Annotated in this window: 17 protein-coding genes; 12 read left to right on the top strand and 5 right to left on the bottom strand. The window is 42.9% G+C overall.

Annotation, left to right across the window (positions count from 1 at the left end):
- Positions 1–119: 119 nt before the first annotated feature.
- The gene (locus QMG11_RS05325) at positions 120–773 is read left to right on the top strand and encodes an N-glycosylase/DNA lyase (RefSeq protein WP_281834095.1); all 654 of its coding nucleotides are present in this window, start codon (positions 120–122) and stop codon (positions 771–773) included.
- Between the two features lie 79 nt (positions 774–852).
- Positions 853–1,014 (top strand): hypothetical protein, encoded by a 162-nt coding sequence (locus QMG11_RS05320; protein WP_281834093.1) that lies wholly within the window; start codon positions 853–855, stop codon positions 1,012–1,014.
- A 55-nt stretch (positions 1,015–1,069) separates the two neighbouring features.
- Here the strand turns inward: QMG11_RS05320 and recR are convergent, their stop codons facing one another.
- Together recR and QMG11_RS05310 are read right to left on the bottom strand one after the other, a co-directional pair.
- Positions 1,070–1,663 (bottom strand): recombination mediator RecR, encoded by a 594-nt coding sequence (gene recR / locus QMG11_RS05315; RefSeq protein WP_281834091.1) that lies wholly within the window; start codon positions 1,661–1,663, stop codon positions 1,070–1,072.
- Between the two features lie 45 nt (positions 1,664–1,708).
- Complete coding sequence (locus QMG11_RS05310) at positions 1,709–2,020, bottom strand: DUF496 family protein (RefSeq protein ID WP_281834089.1); 312 nt, start codon at positions 2,018–2,020, stop codon at positions 1,709–1,711.
- 150 nt (positions 2,021–2,170) lie between these two features.
- Between QMG11_RS05310 and QMG11_RS05305 the strand changes: the two genes are divergently transcribed.
- From QMG11_RS05305 to QMG11_RS05295, 3 genes are read left to right on the top strand one after another with little or no spacing between them, the layout of a single operon-like run.
- Positions 2,171–2,638 carry a hypothetical protein gene (locus QMG11_RS05305; RefSeq protein ID WP_281834088.1) on the top strand — a complete coding sequence of 156 codons (468 nt, stop codon included), beginning with the start codon at positions 2,171–2,173 and terminating at the stop codon, positions 2,636–2,638.
- Positions 2,638–3,138 (top strand): peptide-methionine (R)-S-oxide reductase MsrB, encoded by a 501-nt coding sequence (gene msrB / locus QMG11_RS05300; RefSeq protein ID WP_309302083.1) that lies wholly within the window; start codon positions 2,638–2,640, stop codon positions 3,136–3,138. The genes QMG11_RS05305 and msrB overlap by 1 nt, the downstream gene beginning before the upstream one ends.
- Before the next feature lie 27 nt (positions 3,139–3,165).
- Positions 3,166–3,546 carry a hypothetical protein gene (locus tag QMG11_RS05295; protein WP_281834087.1) on the top strand — a complete coding sequence of 127 codons (381 nt, stop codon included), beginning with the start codon at positions 3,166–3,168 and terminating at the stop codon, positions 3,544–3,546.
- A 52-nt stretch (positions 3,547–3,598) separates the two neighbouring features.
- Here QMG11_RS05295 and ppdK read toward each other — a convergent pair whose 3' ends face one another.
- Positions 3,599–6,292 carry a pyruvate, phosphate dikinase gene (gene ppdK, locus QMG11_RS05290; RefSeq protein ID WP_281834085.1) on the bottom strand — a complete coding sequence of 898 codons (2,694 nt, stop codon included), beginning with the start codon at positions 6,290–6,292 and terminating at the stop codon, positions 3,599–3,601.
- Positions 6,293–6,435: 143 nt separating this feature from the next.
- Here ppdK and QMG11_RS05285 point away from each other — a divergent pair, with 143 nt between their 5' ends.
- Complete coding sequence (locus tag QMG11_RS05285; protein WP_281834083.1) at positions 6,436–7,275, top strand: PhzF family phenazine biosynthesis protein; 840 nt, start codon at positions 6,436–6,438, stop codon at positions 7,273–7,275.
- Positions 7,276–7,315: 40 nt separating this feature from the next.
- Here the strand turns inward: QMG11_RS05285 and QMG11_RS05280 are convergent, their stop codons facing one another.
- Positions 7,316–8,113, bottom strand: coding sequence for a Cof-type HAD-IIB family hydrolase (locus QMG11_RS05280; protein ID WP_281834081.1), 798 nt, complete (start codon positions 8,111–8,113; stop codon positions 7,316–7,318).
- Between the two features lie 480 nt (positions 8,114–8,593).
- Here QMG11_RS05280 and QMG11_RS05275 point away from each other — a divergent pair, with 480 nt between their 5' ends.
- Genes QMG11_RS05275 through rbsB form a run of 6 tightly spaced genes read left to right on the top strand, consistent with a single transcriptional unit; the run spans position 8,594 to position 14,338 of the window.
- Positions 8,594–9,622: a LacI family DNA-binding transcriptional regulator gene (locus QMG11_RS05275; RefSeq protein WP_281834079.1), complete on the top strand. Its 1,029-nt coding sequence runs from the start codon at positions 8,594–8,596 to the stop codon at positions 9,620–9,622.
- A 12-nt stretch (positions 9,623–9,634) separates the two neighbouring features.
- Entirely contained in the window at positions 9,635–10,552 is a 918-nt protein-coding gene (gene rbsK / locus QMG11_RS05270; RefSeq protein ID WP_281834078.1) for a ribokinase, read from the top strand.
- Positions 10,552–10,959 (top strand): D-ribose pyranase, encoded by a 408-nt coding sequence (gene rbsD, locus QMG11_RS05265; RefSeq protein WP_281834076.1) that lies wholly within the window; start codon positions 10,552–10,554, stop codon positions 10,957–10,959. The genes rbsK and rbsD overlap by 1 nt, the downstream gene beginning before the upstream one ends.
- 16 nt (positions 10,960–10,975) lie before the next feature.
- On the top strand, positions 10,976–12,478 hold the full coding sequence (gene rbsA, locus QMG11_RS05260; protein WP_281834072.1) for a ribose ABC transporter ATP-binding protein RbsA: 1,503 nt from the start codon (positions 10,976–10,978) through the stop codon (positions 12,476–12,478).
- Positions 12,471–13,439 (top strand): ribose ABC transporter permease, encoded by a 969-nt coding sequence (gene rbsC / locus QMG11_RS05255; protein WP_281834068.1) that lies wholly within the window; start codon positions 12,471–12,473, stop codon positions 13,437–13,439. Before rbsA ends, rbsC begins: the two co-directional genes overlap by 8 nt.
- Before the next feature lie 17 nt (positions 13,440–13,456).
- A complete protein-coding gene (gene rbsB / locus QMG11_RS05250) occupies positions 13,457–14,338 on the top strand; it encodes a ribose ABC transporter substrate-binding protein RbsB (protein WP_281834066.1) in 882 nt (293 codons plus the stop codon).
- Positions 14,339–14,517: 179 nt separating this feature from the next.
- Here rbsB and QMG11_RS05245 read toward each other — a convergent pair whose 3' ends face one another.
- Complete coding sequence (locus QMG11_RS05245; RefSeq protein ID WP_281834064.1) at positions 14,518–14,895, bottom strand: hypothetical protein; 378 nt, start codon at positions 14,893–14,895, stop codon at positions 14,518–14,520.
- Positions 14,896–15,069: the final 174 nt, after the last annotated feature.

The raw sequence follows: 15,069 nt of genomic DNA, 5'->3' as shown, positions 1-15,069 counted from the left end.
AAATTTAGGGAGCCTCTTTTATTGGATGGAGAAGTTACCGATTTTCAGTGGGGATTTTTAAATTTTGAAAAAAGAAAATCATAAAAAAATAGTATATTTGTATTGAGGGTGGTGGAGGTATGGAGAAGGAATATTTAAGTAAGATCTTAGAGATATATGAGGAAATAAAACCAGATATAAGAAGAAGGTTGGAGGATTTCAAGGAGATCTGGATGGAGGGGAACAATGAGGATATCCATGTGGAGCTGTCCTTTTGTATCCTTACGCCACAATCTAAAGCAAGAAATGCATGGAGTGCAATAACCAAGCTTAGGGATGCAGGGCTTCTCTTTAACGGAGATGAAGAGGAGATAGTAAAGTATCTCAATGTGGTGAGGTTTAAAAATAATAAGGCTAAGAATCTGGTGATACTCAGGGAAAAGATGAAGGATTCCCTGGGAGAGCTCATAACCAAGGACTTCTTCAGGATACTGGGGGATGTATTTGAGGTTAGGGAGTGGATAGTTAAAAATGTAAGGGGTATGGCACATAAGGAGGCCAGCCACTTCTTAAGGAATGTAGGGTTTGGAGATGAGATCGCAATTCTGGACAGGCATATCCTGAGAAACCTCGTGAGACTTGGTGTAATAGATGAGCTTCCTAAAACTATTACACCTAAGAGGTATAAGGAGATAGAGGCCAAGATGATGAGGTACTGTAAGAAGATCGGTGTGCCTATGGATGAGTTTGATCTCCTTCTGTGGTATCTGGAAGCTGGAGAAATATTTAAGTAGGATTCATAATAGGGCGAGGAATTTTGTGGTTGGCAGAGGGCAGGAGAAGATAGTGGAAAACTATAAGGGAGTGATGTAGATGAAGATCACCAAGGAAAGCCTGAAGGGAAGGATACTCAAGAGAAGAGGGGGAACCCAGGAGGAGGCACTCAAGGGGGAGCTGAATAAGGGGAAGAAGAAAACCCCTAAGAAAAAGGGAGAGAAGAATACCGACCTGGACTATGAAGTTTTTCTTCAGTAGTCTGCTTATAAATAGCTGGAATAATACTAAGAAAAAGGAGCCTTTAGGGCTCCTTTTATAGTTCCTGTCTTCCGTCCATGGCCTTCGATATGGTGGCAATATCTGAAAACTCAATATTTCCTCCCATGGGTATCCCGCTGGCAATCCTTGTAACCTTGATACCAAAGGGCTTTAAAAGCTTGGTAAGATACATGGCAGTAGTTTCACCCTCTAGATCTGGGTTGAGAGCAAGGATAACTTCGGAGATCTCCTCGGCAGCTACCCTTTCCATGAGGGATTTTATATTAAGTTTGTCTGGAGTGATACCATTGAGGGGAGCTATCTTACCATTTAGTACATGGTAGACCCCTCTATACGACTTGGCTCTCTCAAGGGAAACGATATCCTTGGTATCCTCTACCACACAGATGATTCCCTTGTTTCTGTGCTCATCACTGCACACCTCGCAGACTTCTTCTTCACTGAAGTTGTGACAGATCCTGCACCTTTTGGTATTCTCCTTAACCTCCAGAATAGCCTTTGTAAACCTCTCTATTTCAAACTCCTCCATGTCCAGTACATGAAAGGCCAGACGAGTAGCACTCTTTCTTCCTATACCTGGAAGACGATTAAACTCATCTATAAGTTTTTCCAGCGACTTTGTAGCCATGTTACCTCCTTAAAAAACAAAAGCTGGCTTTCACCAGCTTTAACTTTACTTCTCTACCTTTGATTTCTGAACTCTCATCATTCCCTTAACACTCTTGTTTATCTCTCTTCTTTCCTTACCAAGTTCAGCATTTTTAATGATGTAGTCATCTACCCTGTCCTCATAGTCGGACTTCATATTCTCAAGGATATCCATGATGTCATCATACTTCATATCTGGTTTTATATATTGAGTTAGGTTATCTAGCAGATCAACTCTTTTTCTGTTATCTCTGATCTTTCTCTCGTTATCCTGCATATCTCTTTTGATCTTGTTTTTTCTTCTAGTTTTTCTAACTATCTCTAAAACGCTATCCATGTCTTCACCCCTTAAAAATATATTCTTTACCCTACTAATATTTTATATTATATGTAATTTTTTTGCAATTCATTATTTTAAAAGGAATTTAGCCTTGGGATAGAAAATAACATAGAGGGAGTAATGAAGAACAAGCGATCAGGGGGAAGTATGGGAAAGAGAATGATTATGGTTCTGATTATCTTGCTGGCGGCAGGCTGTGTGCAAACTGAGATCTTAGAGGGACCGGAAAAGATAAAAACGATAACAGTGTGGGATTCCGACCTAAGACTCCACTACGACCGTCTAACTGATGACGGAAGAGGAAAGGATAAACTCCAGGAGGAAGGTTATCAGGAGGAGGAGAGAGAGGAGAGTTTCGAAGTTGAGGAGATCTTAGGAGGGGAACTGCCTCAGGTAGACTGGAACCTCATAGAGGAGGGAATAGCCAGAGATCTGAGAGATAAGCAGCTGCTGGATGAGAGGGAGAGCAAGAGGATAATGGAAGCTAAGAAGATAGAGGAGAAAGCTCAAGAAGGAGAAGGTTCAGCTGGGTTAAAGTGGCTGATAGCCCTTGCAGGGGCGGCCTTCCTTGGAGGAAGTTTTACCTCTATTAAGAAGAGAGAGAGGAGGAAGTAATGAAGTTATTTATAGTATTACTCCTAATAATACCTGCAATAGCCTTTGGTAAAAGGTTTGAAGAGTTTAAGAAGCCTTCAGATAGGGAGCTGCAGGAGAAGCTTACAAAGATTCAATATAAGGTGACACAGAAAGACGGAACAGAAAGGGCCTTTGACAATGAGTACTGGGACAACAAGGAGGAGGGAATATACGTAGATATCGTATCGGGAGAACCCCTTTTCTCCTCTAAGGATAAGTATAAGTCGGGAACGGGGTGGCCAAGCTTTACAAGACCCATAGATGAAAGGTATATAGTTACTAAGGAAGACAGAAAGTTTTTTATGAGGCGTACCGAGGTAAGGAGCAGGTACGGGGATTCCCACCTGGGACACGTCTTTGAGGATGGACCGGAACCTACTGGTCTCAGATATTGTATAAACTCAGCTGCACTGGAATTTATAGCTGTGGAAGATATGGAGGAAAGAGGATATGAGTTATATTTAGAAGAATTTGAATAAATCTTATACATAAGGGGGACGATGACAATGGCAGAAAACAACTTAAGACCGCTTAATGATAAGGAACTTGATGGTATCTTGGAAACTATACTACCTCTTTTGGCAGCACTGAATGCTGAAGGGTATTGTCTGGGAGAGGTAGAGGGTGAGGATGGAAGTACCACCCATGTATTCGGCTCTATAGCTGAGGTGACCAAGGCTGATACAGCCCCTACGCCGGTATTACCTCTGAGTGAAGCACTGGAAATTGTCCAAAAAATTTCAAGTAGTAAAAGTTTTGAGAGAACAGCCTTTGATAAGATAGGAAATATGATTGTAAGGTTATTTATAAGTGTGGGAGGCCTCGAGGAGGATGTGGCCAAGAAGGTTAAGGAGGAAATTAAATTAAGGGAGAGCATGATAAATTAGAAAAAAGGAAGGGAGAAATTCCCTTCCTTTTTTATTTTTTATCTTCATCAGTTCATTTCTTAGCTTTAGCCGTAGCTATCCTCGCTATTGGTATCCTGTATGGAGAGCAGCTTACATAGTCAAAGCCTATATCTGCTACAAACTTTATGGAGCTAGGTTCTCCACCGTGCTCACCACAGATTCCCACCTCCAGAGCAGGCTTTGCTTCCTTTCCTCTGGTATATGCTGTGCTGAGGAGCTCACCTACCCCGTCTCTGTCCAATACCTGGAATGGATCGTTCTTGAGGATATTTTTCTCCAAGTAGATTGGAAGGAAGGTGTTGGCGTCATCTCTTGAGTAACCAAAGGTCATCTGAGTGAGGTCATTGGTACCAAAGGAGAAGAAATCTGCCTCTGAAGCTATCTTGTGTGCAGTGAGGGCAGCTCTCGGGATCTCTATCATAGTTCCCACCTTATAATCTACAGTGGTCTTCTTCTCTCTAAAGATATCCTCTATAGTTTCAAGGATAATCTGCTTCTGGAGTCTGAACTCCTCTACCTCCCCCACAAGGGGGACCATTATCTCTGGAAGGATACTTATTCCTGCCTCCTTGACGGAAATGGCAGCCTCTATTATTGCTCTGGTCTGCATGCGAGTTATCTCAGGATAGGTATTTCCCAGTCTGCATCCCCTGTGTCCCAGCATAGGGTTGGCTTCCTTGAGGTGTTCCACCATCTCCCTTACCTGACCAGCCTTGATCTGGAGGTTGAGAGCCAGCTCCTCCTGTTTCTCCTTGGTATGTGGAAGAAACTCATGAAGGGGAGGATCTAAAAGCCTTATGGTAACTGGAAGACCATTCATAGCCCTGAAGATTCCCTTGAAATCCTCTCTCTGGAGAGGCAGAAGCTTGGCAAGGGCTCTCTCCCTTCCCTCTGTATCTGAAGCCAGGATCATCTCACGCATAGGTTTTATCTTATCTGCTTCAAAGAACATGTGCTCGGTACGGCAGAGTCCTATCCCTTTGGCACCGAATTTAAGAGCGGTATGAGCATCTGTAGGGGAGTCGGCATTGGCATAGACCTTGATATTTGATACCCTGTCAGCCAGTTCCAATAGCTCCTTGAAGTCCTCTCGGATATCAGCATCTATTGTAGGGAGGGATCCCTCATATACGCTACCAGTGGAGCCGTCCAGGGAGAGCCATTCTCCCTCAACATAGGTCTTTCCACCTACGGTAAAGGATCTCTTCTTATAGTCTACAACGATACTTCCCGCACCAGCCACACAGCACTTACCCATTCCTCTAGCAACTACAGCAGCATGGGATGTCATTCCTCCTCTAACTGTAAGGAATCCCTGAGCCAGGTTCATTCCCTCAATATCCTCAGGAGAGGTTTCCAGTCTCACAAGGATGGCCTTCTCATACTTACTTACCTCATCGGCAAAGAACACTATCTGTCCCACAGCAGCTCCTGGAGCTGCAGGAAGTCCCTTGGTGATAGGTTCGTTTTTAGCCAGAGCCTGACCCTCAAATACCGGGTGAAGAAGCTCCTCTATCTTCTCTACATCTATCCTTTCAAATACCTCTCTCTCATTTATAGCCTTGCTTCTATAGAGGTCCATGGCAATCTTAACCATGGCCTCACCAGTTCTCTTACCTGTTCTTGTCTGAAGAAGCCACAGTTTTCCCTCCTCTATGGTAAACTCCAGGTCCTGCATATCCTTGTAGTGGTTTTCAAGGGTTTCCTGGATGGAGTAGAGTTCCTTGTAGATATCTGGAAGAAGCTCCTCCAGAGACGGATTTTTTTTCTGCCTTATCTCCTCTGGGATATTATTTCTTCTTCCCCACTCTACCGCTTCCTTCTTGGTAATCTGTCCAGGGGTACGTATACCTGCTACAACATCCTCTCCCTGGGCATTTATGAGGAACTCACCATTAAAGAAGTTTTCTCCAGTGGCAGAGTTTCTTGTAAAGGCAACTCCAGTACCACTTCTCTCATTGAGGTTACCGTAGACCATGGTCTGCACATTAACAGCAGTACCCCAGGCATCGGGGATTCCCTCTATCCTTCTGTAGATGACAGCCCTCTCATTCATCCAGCTTCTGAATACAGCCAGTATAGCTTCCCACATCTGCTCCCATGGATCCTGCGGGAAGGAGTACCCTTGGTCTGTGATGAGCTTCTTAAAGAGCCTTACCATGAACTTCAGGTCATCGGTGGTAAAATCTACATCGCTCTTGATACCCAACTGCTCCTTCATCTTTTCAATTATTTCTTCAAATGGGTTAACAGATTCCTTATCTGCAGGCTTTAGCCCCAGCACCACATCTCCATACATCTGAATAAGTCTTCTATAGGAATCCCAGGCAAACCTAGGGTTGTTCATCTTGGCTCCAAGCCCCTCTACGATCTCATCGTTTAATCCCAGGTTTAGTACGGTATCCATCATACCCGGCATGGATTTACGGGCACCAGATCTTACTGAAAACAATAGGGGGTTCTCTGCACTTCCAAACTGTTTACCCATTATCTCCTCTACCCTCTTGATGTTGCTCTTGAGGTCCTTCTTAAGGATAGAGATAACCTCATCCTTCCCCTTTTGGTTGTAGAGTTCACACATCTCAGTTGTTATTGTAAAACCAGGAGGCACAGGTATACCGATCTTACTCATCTCGGCCAGATTGGCCCCCTTACCCCCCAGAAGATCCTTCATCTTAGCGCTACCCTCAGCTTCCTTGTTTCCAAAATAATAGATATATTTCATAGCGGCCTCCTTTGTTTATAAAAATCATCATCTATACTTTACCACCTTGCCTCCAACATCCTTTTAGAGGGAGGGATAAAAATTTTTTCTCAGGAGGAGATGGGGATATAATTGGAGGTAAGGATATTTAAGGGGGGAAAGGAATGAAAAAAAGTGTAGATGTATATGAGGTAAGAGCTTTTTCTAGGGGGGATGCGGGAGGCAACCTTGCAGGGGTTGTTCTTGAGAGAGTAGACAATAATCTGAAGCAGGGGATAGCCAAGAGGCTGGGGTATTCAGAGACTGTGTTTATAGAGGAGACAGGTGAGAGGGAGTTTCATCTGGAGTACTTCACTCCCAGCAGTGAGGTGGACCTCTGCGGTCATGCGACCATAGGAGGAATACATGTCCTAAAGGAGGTAGAGGGATTAGAGGAGGGGAGCTATACCATAGAAACCAGAGCGGGAAGGCTGGAGGTAGAGGTAGGCAGGGAGGCCATCTTTATGGAGCAGAATGAGCCAGCCTTCTACGGTGAGGTAGATAGAAAGAAGATAGCTGAAAGCTTAAATATATCTGTAGAGGATCTGGGGGATCTGTCCCCTGAGATAGTTTCCACGGGACTGAAGGATATACTGGTTCCCATAGGAAGCCTGGAGGTTATGAGGAACATAGAACCTGACTTTAAGAGGATAGAGGAGATAAGCAGGGAGTATGGTGTGGTGGGGTATCACCTCTTCACCCTTGAGAGTATAGAGGGGAACACTGCCTTTACGAGAAACTTTGCCCCCCTCTATGAGATAGATGAGGAATCGGCAACGGGAACCTCCAATGGAGCCCTGGCATGCTATCTTGGGAAGTATGGGGTTGTAGAGGATAAAAAAATGAGATTTGAGCAGGGGGACTATATGGGGAATCCTTCCAGGGTAGATGTAAGGATGGATGGGAAAAGCCCCATGGTAGGGGGAGAAGCAGCTCTTACAAGGAAGTTTACTATAGAGGTTTAATCAATTAAAAAAGGGTGTCCCTGGTGGGACCCCCTTTTATCTATAGTTCAAAGAAATCCTTGAGATATCTTCCTACACCATCCTCATCATTCCCAGGAGCGATGAGATCAAACTGCTCCTTTAGTTCCTCTGGAGTATTCTCCATAACAACCCCATACTTGGCAAACTTAAGCATCTCCAAGTCGTTGTAGCTATCCCCCATTACCAGGAGGTTATCAGGGGTAAGTCCCTTCTTCTTTAAAAAGAAGTCCAGAGCCTTTGCCTTGGAGGAGCTTCCGCTTAAGACCTCCAGGAAGTTGGGGTTGGAAAAGGCTTTATAGACCCTCTCTCCCAGTTTTTCTTCCAGTTCCTCATAGATCTCCCTGAGAAGGGCGTTTTCCCCTATATACATCATTTTCGTGAACCTCAGTCCCTCTACCTCTTCCAGGGCTCCTACAGTTTCTGTAAGACCGGTTCTTGCCTTATACTTTTCACTGATCTCGTTGGTATATGGAACCAGCCACTTATCCTCCATAAATCCGTGGAAGTAAGTGTTTCTTCCCCTTCCTACCTTAACCAGCTCCAGACTCGTTTCAGTATCAAGGGAGGTATCCAGGACTAACTTTTCATCCTTATCCACTATATTAGCTCCATTGAAGCAGATTACATGGTCATCTAGGGAAAGTTCATCCCTGAACTTTTTCATGGCGTTATAGGGTCTTCCAGTGCAAAGAATTATATGGACTCCCCTCTCCTTGAGTCTCCACAATATATCTTTATTGAAATCGGAGATCTCGTTATTTGAGTTAAGGAGAGTTCCGTCTAAATCAAGTGCTACAACTTTAACCTGTTCATTCATAGGTGTCCTCCTGCTAAGGGTAAGTTTCTTTAAGGGTATAACCCTCTAAAGATTTCTACCTTTTTATAAATCCTATCACACTATTATATCTGAAACTACGGGAAATTCAAAAGGAATATCTTGAGATAATAATAATAGATATTTGTTACTTATTTAACATTAGATGGAAAATTCTTTTCAGAGCTTCTCCTTGAATTAAAAAAAATAAAAATATTAAAATTTTTATTGAGGATGAAAAATAACAGTGGTAATTATGAGAAAAAAATAATTAATTTAGAGAGAGTTAGATTTTTTAGGGGATAGAAAAAAAGTCCCCTCTATATGGAGAGAAAGATAAAAAATAAGCTTAAAAACAAAAAGCACCAACTTCGAGTGTACACTAATGGTATTTTTTATACAAAAACTTGACAACTACATAAAAATTAGTGTAAAAATATATTATAAAATAAATGTAAACGTTTTCAAATAGAGGGTGAAAAGATGAAGATGACAGATATAGCCAAAAAGGCAGGAGTATCCATAGCAACTGTTTCTAGAGTCATCAACGATGAGAAGAGCGTGAGGAAGGAAACAAGGGAGAGGGTCCTTAAGATAATAAAGGAGTATGAGTATACCCCCAGTGCAGTGGGTAGAAACCTCTCTAAAAAGGAGACAAATATAATAGCTGCAATTGTACCTGATATATCCAACCCATTCTTCTCAGAGATTGTAGAGGGAATAACCCAGGAAGCGGATAAGAAGGGCTTGGGAGTAATACTATTCAGTACCAATGAATCTCTGGAGAAACAGGAAAAGGCTGTGAAGATGGCTCTGGAGCAGAGGGTACAGGGAATAATTATATCTGTAACTGGTGATTCCTACGAGGGGGGAGGTCAGCAGTTAAATAAGCTAAAGAAGAGGGGTGTTCCCACAGTACTTGTGGATAGAGATATAAAGTACTCGGTACTGGACGGAGTATTCATGGACAATATAGGAGGAGCATATGAGGGAGTTTCAAGCCTCATTGAATCCCACCATAAAAATATAGGAATAATAACTGGTCCCCTTACCTCAAAGCCAGGTAGGGACAGACTTAGGGGATATAAGAGTGCCCTGAGGGACAACAATATAGAGGTAAGGGAAGAAAATATATATGAGGGGGATTTCCAGATGAACTCCGGTTACCTTCTGGGAAGGGAGATACTTGCCAAGAAGGAGAGACCTACTGGGATCTTCATATGCAATAACCAGATGACCCTTGGGTTTATAAAGGCCATGGGTGAGGCAGGATATAAAACCCCAGAGGATATAGCCATAGCATCCTTTGATAAGGTGGAGCTTTTAGAGGTATTCGGGATAAAGCTGACTACGGTATCCACAGAGGTTAAGACCCTGGGGGTAAAGGCAGCTGAGATACTTCTTGAGAGGATAGAGAAGAAGGAAGAGTTTACAGAGGGGGATGAGGTAAAGAGGATAATCCTCTCTCCGAAGATAGAGAAAAAAGGTTCTGAGAAATTTTACGGGAGATAAACAGGAGGAAGCATGAAGAAGATATTAGTAGTTGGAAGTATAAATATGGATCTGGTAACCTACACATCAAAGACTCCAAAGATAGGTGAGACGGTACTGGGGAAGACATTTTCACAGATTCCCGGAGGTAAGGGAGCAAACCAGGCTGTAGCCATGGCAAGACTGGGAGCAGATGTTTCTATGATCGGAAGAGTTGGAAAAGATTCCTTTGGAGAGGTTCTAATAGAAGGGATGAGAAGAGACGGCCTTAAAACAGATGGCATAGAAGAAGTAGAGGGAGTATCCACTGGAATTGCAAGCATCGTAGTGGATGACAGCGCTCACAACTCTATTATCGTAGTACCTGGAGCTAACTTTGAGATAGATGAAGCGGATCTTGAAAGACATAGGAAGATGTATGAGGAGAGCGATATAGTGGTGCATCAGCTGGAAACGCCTCTAAATGTTGTGGAAGCTTCACTTAAGCTGGCTAAAGACCTAGGAAAAACTACAATACTTAACCCGGCACCTGCAAAGGAGCTTTCAGATGAGATGATAGCCAATGTGGACTACCTTATTCCCAACGAGACGGAGCTTGAGCTTCTCTCTGGAATGGATGTAAGGGATGAGGAAGATGTGTTGAAGGCAGCTAAAGTCCTTATGAACAAGGGTGTTGAGAAGCTTGTAGTAACACTTGGTTCCAAGGGAGCCATCTATATAGATGGAAATGAAACAAAAAAAGTAAACGCTTACAAAGTAGATGCTGTGGACACAACAGCAGCAGGAGACTCATTCATAGGAGGCCTTGCCACAGCTCTGGCTAATGGAAAGAACTTCGAGGAAGCTATGGAGTTTGCAGCGAGAGTAGGAGCCATAACTGTAACAAGAAGGGGAGCTCAGACATCACTTCCAAGGCTAGAGGAAGTAGAAAATTTTGGAGGTAGGAGATAATGAAAAAGGGTAGATTATTAAACAGTGAACTTTCATATGAGATTGCAAAACTGGGACATACAGACCATATATGTATTGGGGATGCAGGACTTCCTATTCCAAACGGACCTAAGAGGATAGACCTGGCTGTGGAGAAAAATGTACCTACATTTATGGGAACTCTGGACGTAGTTCTTTCAGAGATGCAGGTAGAGGAAGTGGTAGTAGCTGAGGAGATGAAAGAGGTAAGCCCTGAACTCTATACCGAGCTTATGAAGGTATTGGAGGAGAGATGCAGTAAGGTAGTGGTGAAAAGTGTATCTCACGAAGGATTCAAAGCTATAACAAGGGAATCCAAGGCAGTGGTAAGAACGGGAGAGTGTACTCCCTATGCAAATATAATTTTAAAATCAGGTGTTGTATTTTAGTCTGGAGGTAGATGTAGTGAAGGAAAAGGTACTAGGACTTACAGGAATAGTAAAGGAATTTCCGGGAGTAAGGGCTCTAGACGGAGCACAGCTCAACCTGTATAAGGGTAGGGTAATGGCTCTATTGGGAGAAAATGGAGCAGGGAAGTCTACTATGATGAAGGTCATGACAGGTATATATAAGAGAGATGAGGGAGAGATGACCCTCTACGGTGAAAGGGTTGAGTTTACAGGTCCTAAGGAATCTCAGGAAGCGGGAATAGCTATAATCCACCAGGAGCTAAACCTTATACCTCACATGACCATAGCGGAAAATATATTCCTTGGAAGAGAGAGAACAAGGTTTGGAAGGATAGACTGGAAGGGTATGTATGCTGAGGCAGATGAGATCCTTGCTAAACTGAGAGTTGGTCACTCAGCAAGGGAGCTTGTTGGAAACCTAAGTGTGGGAGAGCAGCAGATGATAGAGATAGCAAAGGCTCTTTCCCAGAATGCTAAGATAATAGTGATGGACGAGCCTACAGATGCCCTTACAGATGAAGAGGCAGAGAGCCTTTTCAGGGTAATAAGGGAGTTAAAGGCTGAGGAGAAGAGTATTGCATATATCTCCCACAGACTGAAGGAGATCTTTGAGGTCTGCGACGATGTAACCATAATGAGAGACGGAAAGTTTATCTGTGAGAATGAGGTAAAGAATATAGATGAGGACCACATCATTGAAAACATGGTAGGTAGAAAGCTTGAGGACCAGTTCCCCAGAGTAGTAGTGGAGCCTGGAGAGGTAAGCCTAGAGGTAAAGGATCTTATCGGAGAGCATGTTGATGGGGTAAGCTTCACCCTTCACGAGGGAGAGATCCTGGGAGTAGCAGGACTTATGGGAGCAGGAAGAACTGAGCTTGCCAAGACTATCTACGGAGCATATAGAGCAACATCTGGAAGCATAAGGGTAGGAGGCAAGGAGGTAAGGATAAAATCTCCAGAGGAGGGCCTTGCCAACAAAATAGCATATGTATCCGAGGACAGAAAGGGAGACGGGCTTGTACTGGGGCTTTCAGTAAAGGAAAATATGTCCATCTCATCTCTAGGACTCTTTGAGAACTCGTTGAAGAAGTTAAACGGGAGCCAGGAGGAGGCTCAGGTTCAAGACTATATCGGGAAGTTTAATATAAAGACTCCGGGAATGGCTCAGATTATAAAGAACCTCAGTGGTGGAAACCAGCAGAAGGTGGCCATTGCCAAGGCACTGATGACGGATCCTAAGATACTTATCCTGGATGAACCTACAAGGGGAGTAGACGTAGGAGCAAAGAAGGAGATCTACGACCTTATCAATGAACTTAAGAGGGAAGGGCTGAGTATCATCATGATCTCATCGGAGATGCCAGAGGTGCTGGGATTAAGTGACAGGATAATGGTAATGCATGAAAATAAAGTGACAGGGGAGTTCCCTGCAAGTGAGGCAGATCAGGAAAAAATTATGAGATGTGCTGTAGGGATAAAGGAGGAAACAAATGAGTAATACGGCTGCAATAAAGGCTGAAAACAAGAAAAAGATAAATTTACTTCACAATAAACCATTAATAGGGCTTATTATATTTTCAATAATAGTAACATTTTTAAATCCAAGATTTTTATCCGCTGCCAACATACTGAATGTACTGAGACAAACATCTATAAATGCAATAATTGCAGCTGGAATGACCTTTGTAATACTTACTGGGGGAATAGATCTTTCAGTAGGGTCTATCCTGGCTCTATGCGGAGCTATATCAGCCAGTCTTCTGGCAGCAGGGACAAGTGCTTTTGTAGCTATACTGGTGCCCCTTGTACTGGGAGCAATATTTGGAATGGCCAGCGGAATGTTTATAAGTTTTGGAAAGTTACAGGCATTTATTACTACCCTTGTAACGATGACCCTACTCAGGGGAGCAACCCTTGTATTTACCGACGGAAAGCCTATTTCCATAGGATTTGAGGAGAATACATACCTCTTCGATACAATTGGAGCAGGTACTATCCTAGGAATTCCTACACCAATCTATATAATGCTGGCTGTATATGCAGTTTCATACTATATCTTAAACCACACAAAGTTTGGTAGATATGTATATGCTGTGGGAGGAAACGAGGAAGCTACGAGACTATCTGGTATAAATGTAGACAAGGTAAAGGTAAAGGTATATGCAATAAGTGGTGTTCTATCAGCACTTTCAGGAATAATAGTAACAGCAAGACTATTCTCAGCTCAGCCAACAGCGGGAACTGGTTATGAACTAGATGCCATCGCAGCGGTAGTACTGGGAGGAACAAGCCTAGCTGGTGGACTGGGAAGAATTACAGGAACAATAACAGGAGCACTTATTATAGGGGTACTATCAAATGCCCTTAACCTACTAAATGTATCTTCATACTACCAGATGATGATAAAGGCTCTTGTAATATTAGTAGCGGTGTTAATGGACAGAAAGTCTAAAAAATAAACTTAAGGGGGAAAAAAATGAGAAAAATCTTAGTATCATTAATGGCACTTATGGTTATCACTACATCCTTTGCATTCTTTGGAAAGAAGGACGACGGAAAGAAGGTAGGACTTGTAGTATCAACACTTAACAACCCGTTCTTTGTAAACCTAAAGGAGGGAGCTGAGGACAAGGCAGCAGAGCTTGGAATTGAGCTTATCGCTCTTGATTCACAGAACGACCCTGCTAAGGAACTGGCAAATGTAGAGGACCTTATGGTAAAAGGAGTAGATGTAATCCTAATCAACCCAACAGATTCAGATGCAGTAGCTAGAGCAGTAATGCAGGCAAACAGAAATAATATTCCTGTAATCACTCTAGACAGAGGAGCAAGCAGAGGAAAGGTTGTAACTCACATAGCTTCAGATAACGTAGCTGGTGGAGAGATGGCTGGAAAGTTCATCCTTGAGAAGGTTGGAAAGGGAGCTAAGGTTGTAGAGTTAGAAGGAATTCCAGGAACTACTGCAGCAAGAGACAGAGGTAAGGGATTCAACAACGTAGCTAAGGGGAACCTAGATGTAGTAGCTAAGCAGGCAGCAGACTTCGACAGAGCTAAGGGACTTACTGTAATGGAAAACATTCTTCAGGCAGAGTCTGAGATCGATGCAGTATTTGCTCACAACGATGAGATGGCTCTAGGAGCTTTAAAAGCTGTAGAGGACAGCGGAAAGAAGATCCTTGTAGTTGGATTCGATGCAACAGATGATGCAGTAGCTTCTGTTAAGAGTGGAGGACTTGGAGCAACTGTAGCACAGCAGCCTAAGATGATCGGAGCTATGGGTGTAGAGGCAGCAGTAAAGGTAATCAATGGAGAAAAGACTGAGGAGTTCATCCCAGTAGAGCTTGAGTTAATAAAGTAATCATAAAAAGGAAGCCTAATTGGCTTCCTTTTTTTATTGTTAGGAAAGTATAGAAACTATAAAATATTTACTCAAAGTAATCAGTGCTCCCACTGATTATCAGGATGCAATTTCACGTTGCTTTTTAAAAGAGGTGCCAGTTTATTCCCTGTTTAAAGGGGGCGTAGTCCTTCTCTTCTCTAGATACTGTATATTTTTTCAATCTCTCCGGTTTTCTTATTGATAAAGCAGATACCGTCAAAGTTTATGTTGGCAAAGTTTTTAGGAATCCTTATCTGAACCAGGGCTCTCTGGTTGGTATTATCCACTGAGGAGAGGATATTAAACTCCTGTATATCCAGGATCCTGTCTCCAGCAGCGAGTTTTATGTGGTGATCGAAACCTACACTTCTTTCCCTATATTTTATGTCAAATTCAAAGAGATACTCTGTTTTAAGGGGTTTTTCCAGGGAAACTGGCTTAACCTGATACCTTCCAAGGTCGGCAGTCTTCCAAGATCCCTTACCGAAAGAAATGAGAGATAAAAGTAAAAACATTGCTATAACTATTTTTTTCATAATACTCCTCCTTAAGAAGCTCTGAACCTCCCAAAAGGAAGTTCTAAAGTGTTAACCATTTCCACGGGAGAAGGCTGTTGTCCCCCTCCATTGCCCAGGAAAAATATAACATGAATAAAGAAGGAGAAAGGTGCAAGGTGGCATGTTTTCAGATAAAAAAAGAAAGATTTTAAG

The sequence above is a fragment of the Propionigenium maris DSM 9537 genome (assembly GCF_027925155.1).
GTDB lineage: Bacteria > Fusobacteriota > Fusobacteriia > Fusobacteriales > Fusobacteriaceae > Propionigenium > Propionigenium maris.
This window is presented reverse-complemented; position numbering and strand designations above follow the sequence as displayed.

What these genes read in the sequence shown, in the direction of transcription:
- QMG11_RS05245 (WP_281834064.1), bottom strand. Translation starts at nt 14,895, where the DNA reads ATGAAAAAAATAGTTATAGCAATGTTTTTACTTTTATCTCTCATTTCT.
- QMG11_RS05320 (WP_281834093.1), top strand. Translation starts at nt 853, where the DNA reads ATGAAGATCACCAAGGAAAGCCTGAAGGGAAGGATACTCAAGAGAAGA.
- QMG11_RS05325 (WP_281834095.1), top strand. Translation starts at nt 120, where the DNA reads ATGGAGAAGGAATATTTAAGTAAGATCTTAGAGATATATGAGGAAATA.
- msrB (WP_309302083.1), top strand. Translation starts at nt 2,638, where the DNA reads ATGAAGTTATTTATAGTATTACTCCTAATAATACCTGCAATAGCCTTT.
- QMG11_RS05295 (WP_281834087.1), top strand. Translation starts at nt 3,166, where the DNA reads ATGGCAGAAAACAACTTAAGACCGCTTAATGATAAGGAACTTGATGGT.
- ppdK (WP_281834085.1), bottom strand. Translation starts at nt 6,292, where the DNA reads ATGAAATATATCTATTATTTTGGAAACAAGGAAGCTGAGGGTAGCGCT.
- QMG11_RS05285 (WP_281834083.1), top strand. Translation starts at nt 6,436, where the DNA reads ATGAAAAAAAGTGTAGATGTATATGAGGTAAGAGCTTTTTCTAGGGGG.
- rbsC (WP_281834068.1), top strand. Translation starts at nt 12,471, where the DNA reads ATGAGTAATACGGCTGCAATAAAGGCTGAAAACAAGAAAAAGATAAAT.
- QMG11_RS05305 (WP_281834088.1), top strand. Translation starts at nt 2,171, where the DNA reads ATGGGAAAGAGAATGATTATGGTTCTGATTATCTTGCTGGCGGCAGGC.
- QMG11_RS05310 (WP_281834089.1), bottom strand. Translation starts at nt 2,020, where the DNA reads ATGGATAGCGTTTTAGAGATAGTTAGAAAAACTAGAAGAAAAAACAAG.
- QMG11_RS05275 (WP_281834079.1), top strand. Translation starts at nt 8,594, where the DNA reads ATGAAGATGACAGATATAGCCAAAAAGGCAGGAGTATCCATAGCAACT.
- rbsB (WP_281834066.1), top strand. Translation starts at nt 13,457, where the DNA reads ATGAGAAAAATCTTAGTATCATTAATGGCACTTATGGTTATCACTACA.
- QMG11_RS05280 (WP_281834081.1), bottom strand. Translation starts at nt 8,113, where the DNA reads ATGAATGAACAGGTTAAAGTTGTAGCACTTGATTTAGACGGAACTCTC.
- recR (WP_281834091.1), bottom strand. Translation starts at nt 1,663, where the DNA reads ATGGCTACAAAGTCGCTGGAAAAACTTATAGATGAGTTTAATCGTCTT.
- rbsD (WP_281834076.1), top strand. Translation starts at nt 10,552, where the DNA reads ATGAAAAAGGGTAGATTATTAAACAGTGAACTTTCATATGAGATTGCA.
- rbsK (WP_281834078.1), top strand. Translation starts at nt 9,635, where the DNA reads ATGAAGAAGATATTAGTAGTTGGAAGTATAAATATGGATCTGGTAACC.